Genomic DNA, 13,440 nt, shown 5'->3' on the forward strand with positions numbered 1-13,440 from the left:
TATTATCTAGCTTGAATATGGCCGAATTAAAGAAGGACTCTTAATGCGTTTAACTATTTTAACCATACTCACCTTACTGGTCGCCTTTAATGTGGTAATTGGCTTGCTATGGGCACCGGTGTGGTGGTTTTTACTTTTATCTGTCACGTTATTGATTTTTGGTCTTTACGACGCCTTCCAAACAAAACATGCCATTTTGAAAAACTTCCCACTCATAGGCAGAGTGCGCTGGACAGTAGAAGGTTTAAGACCTTACATCCAGCAATACATCATAGAGACAGATACCGGCGGTACGCCTATTTCCCGCATGTTTCGCTCTATTGTCTATCAACGAGCTAAAAATAGTAGAGAAACGGTACCTTTCGGCACCCAACTAGATACTTATAAAGATGGTTATGAATGGATTGGTCACTCTTTATCCGCTAGAGAAGTAGAGGATATGGATGAAGACCCTCGCGTTTTGGTAGGAGGCCCCTATTGTAAGAAACCATATCGCGCTAGTGTGCTCAATATCAGCGCCATGAGCTTTGGTAGTTTATCGAAAAATGCTATTTTGGCGCTCAATAAAGGTGCTGCGAAAGGTAAGTTCTACCATAACACGGGCGAGGGCGGGTTGACCCCGTATCATCTTGAAAACGGTGGCGATATTGTTTGGCAAATCGGTACGGGCTACTTTGGCTGCCGAACGAAGGACGGCGGTTTCGACCCTGATTTATTCAAAGAAAAAGCCAATCTTGAAAACGTAAAAATGATAGAAATAAAGCTGAGCCAAGGCGCAAAGCCAGGGCACGGCGGTATTCTACCTGCGTATAAGAATACCCCAGAAATAGCCGAGATTAGAGGCGTTGAACCTGGTACTCAAGTCGATTCTCCACCTAGACACAAAGCTTTCTCGACGCCGTTAGAAATGGTTGATTTTATTAGCCAGCTTAGAGAATTAAGTGGGTACAAACCGGTGGGAATTAAACTCGCCCTTGGCAGGAAAAGCGAGTTCATCGCTATGTGCAAGGCCATGGTAGAAAAGGGTGTTACACCGGACTTTATTACGGTTGATGGCGGCGAAGGCGGTACGGGGGCAGCGCCACTTGAGTATACCAATTCTATTGGTTTTCCGCTCCGTGAAGCGCTAGCTTTTGTAGACGATTGCCTTACAGGTTTTGGTCTACGTGACAAAATTAAAATTATTGCTTCAGGCAAGATCATTACCGCCTTTCAGTTAGCAAAAAATTTGAGCTTGGGAGCAGATATCTGTAACAGCGCCAGGGGGATGATGCTGGCACTGGGTTGTGTACAATCGTTATCCTGCAATACAAATAAATGCCCCACCGGTGTGGCCACACAGGACCCTCAGTTAGCAAAAGGTTTAAATGTTGAAGATAAGTATGAACGCGTGTACCGTTTTCATAAAAAGACTATTCATGCGTTGATGGATATCTTATCGTCAACCGGCCATGTTAAAACCAGTGAACTTAATCGTACCCATATTTTTAGACGGGTTGATCAATGCAATGTTGCACGTTATGACGAAATTTTCCCGCTGGTTAAAATCGGAAGCTTTCTCACTGACGATGTACCCGATAGGTTTAAGCTTCATTTGAAAGAAGCAAACGCTCAAAGCTTTATGCCCTGTAGTTTGTTAGCTGAAATAGAAAAAGAGACGAAGGACGTGTCATAGTGTTTACTTGTGTGTAAGGACATGACCGGTTTGCAGGATAGAAGTCCTGTGCTCGGAATTTTTTGCTAAGCTAATAACCTTGTTGCTGAATCAAAAAGACAGCGCTACGTGAACCGGGCAACATAAAACACGTAACAAAAAATTCCACTAAGCCAGGTTTTCAATCGAATCGATATTCGTAGGTTTGGCTTAGTGGTTCTTACCAACTAAATATGGTACTGCTACTCATTGGACTTTTCGGGAATACGCAATTGGTATAAGCGGTAGTCACTTGTTCTGTAAGGCGTTACTTTATATTTAGGCTGAAGATATGCAACTAAATCAATAAGTTCAGAAACCTTCAACTCGTCATTGACTACCCGCATTAATGAAACCCCATCTTCACTGGTAAAGCTTGCAGGCTGTCGAGGTGTAAGCTTGTGTGAAGGGTTAATAATACTCGTTACTAACTCTGCATATGTCTTAATTCGACCGCTACTTCCACCTAGTGGAATGGGCTTTGCCACTAAATATTGCGCGTCTTCTGGTTCTTTTTCCCCAGCTATTCTATGGCAATCTTGGCACTGATACTTTTTAAATACCTGGTAGCCTTTTTCCATGTCACCTTCAGGCAAGCTAAAACCGCGAGGCGACTTTGGCCCTTGGTCGCAAGCAAAAAGTAAAAGTGTTGCTAAAACTATTATTGTTGTTTTCATATCGTTCCCCTCGCACGTTTAACGTTTGTAAAAAGCTATGTGCATTGAAATAAGTATGAACGAGTTTGCCATCTAAACATTGACCTAGCGCAAAGAATATATAGTTGTATGGTTATACCATGAACTGGACTAAACGATAGATGCCGCGATGATCTTCATAATACAAAGCTGAGGAGAGTGAAAGTGCAAAGCTATGAAACCATACTAGTCCCCATTGATATATATTCTGATTATGAACTTGTAGTGGAAAAAGCAATTGCTATAGCCGGTAACAGCCATAAGATTCATTTGTTATATGTGGCTTATCCACAAACTAATGTTGAGCCTTATGGATTATTCTTAGAAAGAGACTTTTCCGAAGAGGTAAGGGAGCAGGCACAAAGACAGTTAAAGGATGTCGCCGCAAAACACGATATACCTTACAGCCATATAAACGTAGAAATAGGCTCGCCAGCGGATGAAATTCATCACATGGCCGAAAAGATTAATGCGGACCTGATTGTGGTGGGTACCCATGGTCAAAGTGGGCTTCGTTTACTGCTAGGCTCAACAGCAAATGCGGTTTTGCATGGTGTGAAAACTGACGTACTAGCCGTAAAAGTGTAAATTAATAATAAGGTTGGTTACCTTTGAAACCCTTTAATAATCAAAATACATGGCGTCATTTAAATGTAATGAAATTCGTTTAGCGTTCTAGCATGCAGTAAGTCATTTTGTAATTAATTAATATGATAACAAAGCGTACTGGAATCTTACGTGTAGTTTATGCCACTTATTTTTCTATGAAAGGGCTTCGCGCAGCTTTTTTGAGTGAAGCTGCCTTTAGGCAAGAGGTTTTAGTACTTGTAATCCTTATCCCCATAGCATTTTGTGTAGATGTAACCAGTATTGAGAGGATTTTGCTGGTCATGTCTTTACTCATTGTTTTGATCACAGAGCTACTCAACACGGCTATTGAAAAACTATGTGATCATGTGAGCACTGACATTCATTTATTAATAGGACGTGCCAAAGATATTGGCTCGGCAGCCGTATTCATCAGTCTCATATTGGCAGTGTTCACTTGGCTAAGTATTCTTTTCTAGCACGTATTCTTGTCGATTGGCAAAGAAAAAAGCCCTTCTAAAGGGCTTTAATTTTTTGGTCACAACACTCCAAAACTAAGGTGCGAATGGTGCTATCTAAATTCTTAATATGGGAATAGTGCAGTGAAGTTTCGCCGCCTTTGTTGATATCTTTGATTGTAAATACCACATCATCATCGCGAGAAGTAACACAAATACGTACAAAATCGTCAGACTGCGCGAGGGGCACATGAAGGTATAACGGCTCGTTGTTAGATTTTAAATAATCAATTGCAGCCTTTTGCGATTTAAAGGGGTCTTGTTTCTCCGGCTGGACTTTCCATGAGGAAGAAGGGACAACCAACTCCGCGAGTAATTTTCCATGCTTAGTATCAATACCACTACTCATATATAACTCCTTTATTTAGTTCGTTTTACTACTTTTGCGACTACCTATTTGTTCAAGTAGCACTACAAACTTTAAAAACAATTTGACCGTGCATTATGAATACGCACGGTATGGAAATTCAGATTGGTATAATGATAAAGAGAGTAGGTGAGTGAGAGTGCAAAAGCTCTATAAGGTTACGCGTAACACTAAAAGTGTGTATCGCTTTGTTTTACAATGGTTTATCTTTTTCTTTTAGCTGACAGCTTTGCCATTCCACCACGTTTTACGTTGGCTTGTTTTGTATAATGGCCGGGCATTTCAGGTGATTGCCAGCCGCCAGCTAATTGAAGTTCAGGCAAAGAAGCACCATCTTCCGCAAGAGAAACTGCACCACCGACACGACCACTATGTGGTGTAATGTTTTCGCTTATACCTGCACGATGAGCAATCCGTTGCCAAATTCTGTATACGCTCGAGTAGTTAAGTACGTTAGCCTTGTGGCTTGGTATGTTTTCGTCAAAAGGTAAAAGTGCTGTTTTATGATTCGTTAATCGCCTGAACAAAATGCCTTTGTGCAATCCGCGTAAATCAGAAGGAAGTCTTTGTGTTTTAGATTTTGGGTCTATATTTGCTTCGTTGATATATTCTTGAACCATAGAAATAGTACTAGACGAAACGTAACGATATTGACCCTGACCAGTCTGATCGCTCTTTGATGAAACAACAAGTAAAGTATTGTTTCGTGCTGATATATCCTCAACACATACACGCACTAACTCATCAGCACGTAGTAAGGCATCGAACATTAAATTAATAATCGCGAGGTCGCGCAGTTCTAACAATGAATCTGGAATTATTGCATTGTTAATCTGTTCGACCATATCGATAGTGAGAGGAACCGCTTGTTTATGTGAGAGCCTAAACTTTCTATTTTCGATTAACGACAGTCGAATAAAGTCTCTTAAATACGCTGACCTAATAATGGGATTAGGCAGCTTGGCGACGCCAAGAAATTTACTAAGCGCGGATAGCCGACGCTTGATGGTTCTGTAGGCTAGGGGAGAACGACACAATTCTTCTACATAATGTTTTATGCAAGTTTCATTATGTTCAAAATTGTTTTTGAAACCATCGAAACCGTGCTGCCTGCAAAAAATTCCAAATTCGTTATAGTCACTTATATAGGCACGCTGTGTGTTATAAGGAAGTTTGGTAAAAATGTCCTGGTAGTATTGCTGATAGTAATTCTCAAAACTCTTGTCATTAGACGTTGACTGAAGGGATGATGTTTCGCGAGTCTCATTAGCACTACTTGAAAACTGCACCGTAGGATCGGACTCGGTAAAATAACTATCGGCAGTATTAGCAACTACAGTTGAGTTTGAGGGATAACTTGCTTTATCAGTGTTCCTTGTAAGTATCATCGGAGAATTCCTAGTAACGCCTTTAGTCATTCTGCGGCCAGATAAGTGCAAATTGTTTGGTTTAGAAGACATTAAATAACCCGATAGCCACGATATGTGTGTATTATGCTAGATTGAAAGAAATCCTGTAAAGTATTGATATTTATAACAATTCACGCATGATAACTGTAATTATCATGCGTGAACATTAGCTCCGATTACACAGAAACGCACATCTTGCTTAACCCACCTTTAGCAATCAATGTGTGACACTCTACCATAATACTGTATATACGGACAGTTATAACCGCAATATGTACAAGCAAGCAACACAAAAACTAAAAAACTCTGTCGCTATAGTGGCTTTAACGGCGTTTATGAGCCGATATTGTTCGATTTATCCCCATTTATCAATCGTGCGCTACGTGAAATCCGCAAGGCAACACCCCTAATGTTGCTTCAGATTTTACGTAGCGACGCCTAAATAATGAGCGCTAAAATGCGTGAATATATAGCTTCTAAATCTGTATTCCCAGTCTATATTTCACCCAGGGAAAATATGCCTGACGAAGTGGTGGCACTGGACGATGGTGGCGACTAGTGAGAACAAAGGTATTTGATTTTTCACTCTTTCGAAAAGGAATAGGCGATAGTTTTTGTAAGTCGTTCTTCTACCTTTGTGCTTAAGTTAAACGTGACAGCTAAACTAAGCGTTTTATATTTTAAGCACTAATTAGACCGAAACTCCACGAAAGTTATTTTTAGTCGCACGCAACAACAATCACTAAATTAGAATTTTTAATTAAATAACACTAGTTCCAATCCTAAATGGATACGCTTTGGTTAGCTTAATTATATTATTCGAAACGACTTTTATAAGTACCTTAATTATCGAATAACTATATCGATGAATGCGCAGAATATCACTCCAGCGGCTCAGCACTTTCTATTTAATTAAAAACACAGATATCAATTACCAACGTTAGTTTTTGCGTACAGAGCTTAAATACGCATAGGTCATATTAATCATCTAAAGAGTTCTGTTAAGCGAATAGATTTAAACAGCGTTAAATAGTAAAGGTGGTTTTTTATAGAAAGAAAATTTAAAAAACAGTCTCATAAGACTTATAAAAGAATCGCTCATTTAAAACTAACACCTTTAAAAACTGTGATGATTACTATCGTTAAAATGCATAGTAATAATTCTGCTTAAATACGGTACAAATAGATTATTCGTTAAAGGGTAGCTCACAGGAACAGTGTTAAGCTTCGAGTATCTTTCTTATTTCTATTTTAATATTCTATTTAACATAATATACATTATGCGTAATTAAGTATATGGACGATTAGGGCGATGATGTCGCTCTATTCGGGTGCTTTGTTGGCTGTGATTACTTACGAACTTTTATGCGTGGCTGCTGTGTTGGTCCAATGATTGGTTTTGGGCTTGTGCGTGAACATCGCACTTGCTTCGGTGCTTCTAATTTAAAACTGCTCAGATGATTTGATTTGGGAATGATAAATTGAGTCGTGAAATCGAATCGTGCGCTACGTGAAATCTGATGTACTACACCTCACAAAATATAATTTCATTCACGTAGCGTTACGTTAAAACTTTTAGCGATTTAGCCTAAGAACTACGATTAATTAAACAATTATGATTTTATTAACAGCTAAATTGTTTTCTACTCATGGTTTGCATATTGGAATGCTGAATACATAAATTGAATACGTAATTAGAAAGCTTCAAACCAGATGACATTTAAGGTTGAGCATTTTGCTGTACTTTTCCAAATACCTATTTTGTTGTTTTAATAAAGGTAATACTAAACAATAAATTCAAAAAACCGCATTAACTTTCAGTTACAAGCTTAAATACGGGGTTAGCCTCATTTCTTATAAGCTTGCTCAATTCGCTTAATATCTCCACCGTAATTTAATGCTAGTTTCGCGCGTTCATAACTCTGTTTAGCTAATTTATTCGCTGCGTTTTTGAAGTCTTTATCCAGCTCTATGTCGCTGTTATCGAAACAGGCTTTTATAGTGTTAAGCGATTTTTGAATTCGTATCGCTACTTCAATATTAGCTGCACCATCTCTAGCAATACTTGTATAAGCGTCATCGAATAAATCGCCCACACTTATTTTAGGTAAAGAAACCCGGTCATACTTGATGTTGCTTTTAGTATGGCTCTGCTTATTGTCGTTTTTGCTAACTTGCTGAGAATTATGGTTAGCGCCAGGCTCGCCATTATTATTCTCACCACCATGTTCCTTTTGCACCGGTGTGTGCCACAGTAACATTAGCCTGGTGATACTACTGATGGCATTTATCGCTGTACCGTGGTCATTAACCGATGGTGACAATGCACGAGATGCAATTTCAGCTAGAACAATAAATCCAAATCTGGGGTCAGCTTCAAACGATCGCGCTTCGCCTATGGTAAAAGCGCCGACAATCTCATCTTTTTTGATATCTTTGTTTGTATACGCCAACGGGCGCTCTGGCGTAACAAATTCACCAGGGAGTAAGGTTACATTGATAAAGCAGTCTTCGCTTTTTGCAAGGGATTGAAGCTTTGCGATATCGATTAGCTGGATATACCCTACTTTTTCGGTGAAAATAGCGTAACTCCCCTGCTCTTTTATTTGCTCTTGGGGTACAGCACCCAAACATGGGCTATCTATTCTATTTTTTATCGCCCGTGTAGTAGCGGCTTCCACTTTCAAAAGTGTAGATCCCACACGGCCTAACCGAGCGACGCTATCTACCCATCGAATAAAAGTTAAAATCACTATCGCAAATGCCAGACACGTTAAGCAAAATAAAATGAAAAGTCCGGCTTCATTAAAGAAAGCCTGAGTCATTGCAGTAAGTGCTACGGCGCTATAAATAAATGCACCAATAAAGACCGATAATGCATTTTGCGATACATCGTCAGAGATAATAAGGCTTAATGAACGAGGCGTAGATGATCGACTCGCTGATGCATAGGCATTAACCATAGTACCTGCTGAGAATGTGGCAATAACCATCATGCTCGATGCCATTATTGAAAGCAGTGTTTCTACAGATTCCGGTTTAATTTCAGGGATATGTTCGGCAAGTGAAGTGCCGTCGGCCAATTTGGCGAGGAACACTGCAAAAATAGAAAGAAGGCAAAACCCGAGAGGTTTCACCCAAAGCTTTTCTTTTAGGCTATAAATAAGGAATCTGAGTCTATCTACGGTTATCGGGGCTTCCACGTTGCTCTCTTATTAGTTAACTTTTCACTAATAAGTACGAAAGTTATTAGATTTCTGATTTATCTTACATTCATAAGATGGGAGCTGTACGTAAAACCATGTTTAAACCATATGTAAAAACAAAGGTCACTTGCGTGTTTACCATGACATTTATCATTTTAACCCCATTTTACTAAAAAATGCGGCGACTACCGAAAGGTCGTAAACTAAGAAGTAAGTTGCTTCAACTATTAGTGCCCTGTTATCCAAATCGGCGGCTAATGTTCCTTCGAGTAAGAGCATTAGCTGCGGCGGCTGGAATAATTGCCTTGAAACCTATGCGGCTGCGCTTAGGTTTCTGGTGTAGAGGATAATTTCGTGCTCTGATTTGATTTGATATAACCATGGCAAATTAAGAAGCGCTAGTATTCTTAATTTGCCCGTTTATTCCCGCTAGGTTAACCCAAATTGGTTTGGGCTTTCTTTTTGGTTGAAGCACAGCGCTTTGAGCAGTAACGCACGTTTTCCCAGTTTTTCTCCCATTTCTTGCGCCAAGTAAACGGCCTATCACAGACCGGGCACATTTTGGTCGGTAAATCAGACTTCTTCATTTTTGGTTAGCTTTGATAAAAATATCGTGGCGTCCTGTTTCATGGTTTCTATATTTTCTTCTTTCATCCGCCCATAGGTTTTATAAATCATAGCCATACGGTGATTGTTACTTAACTTTTCTTTGTGCTTATCTATAAAATGCCAGTAGAGGTAGTTAAAGGGACAAGCTTTTGGTCCTGTTTTCTTCGAAACCTGGTAGCCACAGTTTTTGCAGTAGTTACTCATTTTATTGATATAGCTACCGCTAGCGACGTAAGGTTTACTTGCTAAGTTTCCGCCGTCGCTGTACAAGATCATTCCCGCTACATTGGGCAGTTCAACCCATTCATAAGCATCGGCGTAAACAAGCAAATACCACGCTTGTACCTCTTCAGGGCTTAGCTCGGTTAATAAACTGAAGTTGCCAATAACCATTAGCCGCTGTATGTGGTGTGCATAGGCATTTTGTTGGGTCTCTTTTATACATTGACGCATACAGTTCATATTGGTTTGCGCATCCCAAAAGAACGAAGGCAACGAGCGAGCGTTATTGAAATAATTGTCGGTTTTCAAATTCGGCATAAAGTGCCAATAAAAGCCTCTCACATATTCGCGCCAGCCCAGTATCTGTCGAATAAACCCTTCGGCAGAATTAAGCGGTACTTGCCCAGCATGGTACGCTTGCTCGGCGGCTTGAATGGCTTCTTTCGGGGTTAATAATCCGCAGTTTAAGTAGAACGCGATATGAGAATGATAAAGCCAAGGCTTTCCCTCGACCATGGCGTCTTGATACTGACCGAAATTTGGCAACCTTTCTTCTATGAAGGTATTCAAAACGGTAAGGGCGTCTTCCCGGGTAACTGCAAAGTGAAAGTTATCAATATCGCCAAAATGATCGCTGAATTCGTTTTTAACTAACTCGATAACATCTGAAGTGATATCGTCAATGTCGAATGTGGTGTGCTTAGGCACTTTGTGAGTTTCTGGCATAGATTCACGATTTTGGGCATCGTAATTCCACTTACCACCTATAGGGTTTTTCCCCTCCATAAGTACGTTATGCTTGCGGCGCATTTCACGATAGAAAAACTCCATTCGAAGCTGTTTTTTACCTTCCGCCCAGTCAGTAAACTCTTGGGGCGTGGATAGAAATCGATTGTCATCGTAGATAGTAACGGGTATGCCAAGCACGTGTTCCCATTGTTCCATACTCTTTAACAAGCGGTACTCACCAGGCATGGTCACTTTTACTTCATCAAAATCCTTTTCACTTAATGCGTGTTTAACTTGGGCAAGTAAGTCGCCTTTGTTAGCGCTATCGGTATAGTGAATGTAGTTAACGTTATAGTTTTCATCACGCAAACGTTTAGCAAAATGGCGCATAGCGCTAAATAGAAACGCAATTTTTTTCTTATGATGTTTTACGTAAGTGGCTTCTTCACGAACCTCCGCCATTAAAATGGTGTCTTTGCTTTTTACAGCATCGGTAATAGCCGGTAAGGTTTCGGTAAGCTGGTCGCCTAAAACTAAAATAAGTGCTGCCATACCCTACTCTTTTATTTGTTGGAATGCGTCTAAAGCACGCTGCCGTGATGCTTTTAAATCAACTAGTGGCTTGGGATATTCTTTACCAAGTTCAATCCCTGCATCTTTTAGTATTGCACTAGGTGCTTCCCAAGGCTTGTGTATGTACTTATTAGATAGCTTATTCAATTCTGGACAATACTTGCGAACATAGCTGCCTTTTTTATCGAATTTTTCGCCCTGCAATATAGGGTTAAAAATGCGAAAGTATGGCGAAGCGTCGGCACCAGAACCCGCAACCCATTGCCAACCGGCACTGTTACTGGCAAGGTCTGCATCTAACAGTGTATCCCAAAACCACCGCTCACCTTCATGCCAGGTAAGTAGTAAGTTTTTGACCAGGAATGAACCTACAATCATGCGAACACGATTGTGCATGTATCCGGTTTGCCATAGTTCTCTCATACCCGCATCGACAATTGGGATGCCGGTTTTTCCCTTTTGCCAAGCCTTAAGCGCTTTAGCATCAGAACGCCAAGGAAACTTATTAAATTTATCGTTGAAGTTTTTATTTGGCAGCGTTGGAAAATGGAATAGCAAGTAATAGCTAAATTCACGCCACCCTAACTCGCTCAAATAGGTTTCAATGCTTTTGTCTTCACTATTGCCAAATTTATCTTTTATCGCATACCACACTTGGTTGGGTGAAACCTCGCCAAAATGCAGGTGGGGTGATAAGCGCGATGTGCCGCGAGCTGAAGGGATGTCTCGTCCGTCTTTATATTTACGCGCAGAATTTTCAATAAAATCTGCAAGATTATCCGCAGCTCCGTCTTCGCCTGGCGACCATTCTTTCGAAATAGTCTCGTCCCAGTTGATAGTAGGCAGTAAGTTTAGCGACGCTAGTTCAATACCCTCATTTTCTACGTCTGCATAAGTTATCCGTGCTGGTGGTGCTTTGGGATATCGCGGCTCTTCTACTTGTAAACAACCTTTCTTGTAATAAGGAGTAAATACGCGATAAGGCGTGCCGTCCTTTTTGAGCACTTTCATTGGCTCCCATAAAAGACTTCCATTGCAGCTGTGCGCTTCGTAATCACTATCAATGAGAAATTGCTTAATCTCTTTGTCGCGGTTTATCTGCCATGGTTCATAGCACCGGTTCCAAAAAATCGCTTTTGCGTCAAAGGATTTCATTAATGTTGAAATGATATCCTTTGGGTTGCCTTTAAAAATTTGTAGGTGGCCATTAAGGCGCTGATTCAGAGAAGCTAAAGAATGATGAAGCCACCATTTACTGGCACCTCCAGGGACTCTTCCGTCAGGGGTTGTATCATCATAAATATAGATGGGTACTATTTTGCCCATATCACAAGCTGCATTTAATGCCGGATTGTCTTTTACGCGTAGGTCCTGTCTGAACCACATGATACTAACGGGAACGGTCACTTTTTTTCCTCAGGCGTTGCGCCAAATTTAAATATTATTCGTATCTAATGTCTTACGTAGAAAAGCGGATTCAAGATCCGTCAAATTATTAAAAATAACGCTTAAAATTAGTATGATAAATCAGCATTCCAACGATAAACCTCAATCTAGTGATAACAGAGGACTATTCTGGTTCAGACATGACCTGAGACTGCACGACAATGAGGCTATTTCCGCGTTGTGCGAAAAGGTCGACCAAGTTACGTTCGTCTATATATTAGATGATAAGAACTTTACGCCCAACGCGTTTGGGCTTAATCCAATGGGCGAGCACAGACACACCTTCTTACTGCAGACATTAGTAGATTTAAAGCAACAGCTAGCAAAGCTTGGGCACGATTTACTTATTGTAAAAGGTAGCACTGTAGAGTGTTTAGTTGAGCTGTTAAGGTCGGGGCAGTACACCCACGTTGGAGTGAGTCAGTACTGTGGTTATGACGAAACAGCAGCGCTAAACACAGTAAAACGTTTTTTTAATTCATTAACCGTTATCGAAACCTCGACTTTTGGTTTATTTGATGAGCAAACACTACCGTTTGACATAGAAGAGATGCCCGACGTTTTCAGTCCGTTTCGAAGGAAAGTAGAGAAACATTGTAAACCGTTAGCGGTTCATCCTACACCAGAGTGCTTACCTAGCCCCTTCACACCAACATTCGACGCGTCTTTTCTATTCAGTATTGACCTCGATTTACCGAAACCGTCTGAATCGTCATTCGTTGGTGGTGAAACCGCAGCGCTATCTCACCTAAACACGTATCTATTTGACTGGCATGCTGCGGCATCCTATAAGGAAACACGTAATGCACTAGATACATGGAAAGACAGTACAAAACTGTCTGCCTGGTTAGCAAATGGTTCACTTTCTGCGCGCGAAGTGATGAGGCAAGTACATAACTTTGAAGAGACCGTTGAAAAAAATGATTCCACTTATTGGATTTATTTCGAACTCTTGTGGCGAGAATTTTTTCACTGGCTGCAGTGTAAGTATGGCGCTAAATGGTTTCGCTTTAGTGGCATTCAAGGTAAAACACCTACTACTTCACATTGCCCTGAGACCTTTGCGCAGTGGTGTGAAGGCAATACCGGATACCCTATTGTAGACGCGTGTATGCGACAACTTGCGAAGACAGGCTATATGTCGAACCGCGGTAGGCAGCTTGTTGCTAGCTGCTTTGTACATGAACTTCGGCAGGACTGGCGTTACGGTGCCGCGTGGTTTGAGCATCAGTTAGTTGATCATGATGTGGGAAGTAACTGGGGAAATTGGCTTTACCTTGCCGGCGTGGGAAGCGACCCTCGCGGACATAGGCAATTTAACCTTCAAAAACAGACTGAAATTTACGATCCGGCAGGCGAATTTCGTAATAAATGGCTGTAGTTAT

General features: G+C 40.8%; 11 protein-coding genes. 4 read left to right on the top strand and 7 right to left on the bottom strand.

The genetic code is table 11. The features are described 5' to 3' along the window. The first annotated feature begins 43 nt into the window (after positions 1 to 43). Positions 44 to 1,675, top strand: coding sequence for an FMN-binding glutamate synthase family protein (locus ACYX4N_RS11190; protein ID WP_476054061.1), 1,632 nt, complete (start codon positions 44 to 46; stop codon positions 1,673 to 1,675). Positions 1,676 to 1,896: 221 nt separating this feature from the next. On the opposite strand, the gene ACYX4N_RS11195 is transcribed toward ACYX4N_RS11190, so the two are convergent. Beyond that, positions 1,897 to 2,370 carry a c-type cytochrome gene (locus ACYX4N_RS11195; RefSeq protein WP_476054062.1) on the bottom strand — a complete coding sequence of 158 codons (474 nt, stop codon included), beginning with the start codon at positions 2,368 to 2,370 and terminating at the stop codon, positions 1,897 to 1,899. A gap of 183 nt (positions 2,371 to 2,553) precedes the next feature. On the opposite strand from ACYX4N_RS11195, the gene ACYX4N_RS11200 reads away from it, so the two are divergent. Continuing rightward, positions 2,554 to 2,976, top strand: coding sequence for a universal stress protein (locus ACYX4N_RS11200; RefSeq protein WP_269917048.1), 423 nt, complete (start codon positions 2,554 to 2,556; stop codon positions 2,974 to 2,976). A gap of 122 nt (positions 2,977 to 3,098) precedes the next feature. Then, the gene (locus ACYX4N_RS11205) at positions 3,099 to 3,455 is read left to right on the top strand and encodes a diacylglycerol kinase (RefSeq protein ID WP_474856374.1); all 357 of its coding nucleotides are present in this window, start codon (positions 3,099 to 3,101) and stop codon (positions 3,453 to 3,455) included. Positions 3,456 to 3,492: 37 nt separating this feature from the next. Here ACYX4N_RS11205 and ACYX4N_RS11210 read toward each other — a convergent pair whose 3' ends face one another. The 6 genes from ACYX4N_RS11210 to ACYX4N_RS11235 form a co-directional block, all read right to left on the bottom strand. Continuing rightward, positions 3,493 to 3,843, bottom strand: a complete 351-nt coding sequence (locus ACYX4N_RS11210; RefSeq protein ID WP_476054063.1) for a hypothetical protein — start codon at positions 3,841 to 3,843, stop codon at positions 3,493 to 3,495. Positions 3,844 to 4,064: 221 nt separating this feature from the next. After that, a complete protein-coding gene (locus tag ACYX4N_RS11215) occupies positions 4,065 to 5,321 on the bottom strand; it encodes a tyrosine-type recombinase/integrase (protein ID WP_476054064.1) in 1,257 nt (418 codons plus the stop codon). A gap of 1,796 nt (positions 5,322 to 7,117) precedes the next feature. Continuing rightward, complete coding sequence (locus ACYX4N_RS11220) at positions 7,118 to 8,473, bottom strand: DUF2254 domain-containing protein (RefSeq protein ID WP_476054065.1); 1,356 nt, start codon at positions 8,471 to 8,473, stop codon at positions 7,118 to 7,120. A gap of 437 nt (positions 8,474 to 8,910) precedes the next feature. Continuing rightward, positions 8,911 to 9,063, bottom strand: coding sequence for a DUF2256 domain-containing protein (locus ACYX4N_RS11225; protein ID WP_474806695.1), 153 nt, complete (start codon positions 9,061 to 9,063; stop codon positions 8,911 to 8,913). Then, entirely contained in the window at positions 9,050 to 10,588 is a 1,539-nt protein-coding gene (locus ACYX4N_RS11230) for a cryptochrome/photolyase family protein (RefSeq protein ID WP_476054066.1), read from the bottom strand. Before ACYX4N_RS11230 ends, ACYX4N_RS11225 begins: the two co-directional genes overlap by 14 nt. A gap of 3 nt (positions 10,589 to 10,591) precedes the next feature. Beyond that, a complete protein-coding gene (locus ACYX4N_RS11235) occupies positions 10,592 to 12,016 on the bottom strand; it encodes a cryptochrome/photolyase family protein (protein ID WP_476054067.1) in 1,425 nt (474 codons plus the stop codon). A 112-nt stretch (positions 12,017 to 12,128) separates the two neighbouring features. Here ACYX4N_RS11235 and ACYX4N_RS11240 point away from each other — a divergent pair, with 112 nt between their 5' ends. Beyond that, complete coding sequence (locus ACYX4N_RS11240; protein ID WP_476054068.1) at positions 12,129 to 13,436, top strand: DASH family cryptochrome; 1,308 nt, start codon at positions 12,129 to 12,131, stop codon at positions 13,434 to 13,436. Positions 13,437 to 13,440 lie beyond the last annotated feature (4 nt).

This window comes from Alteromonas sp. ABH4_452 (assembly GCF_056311825.1).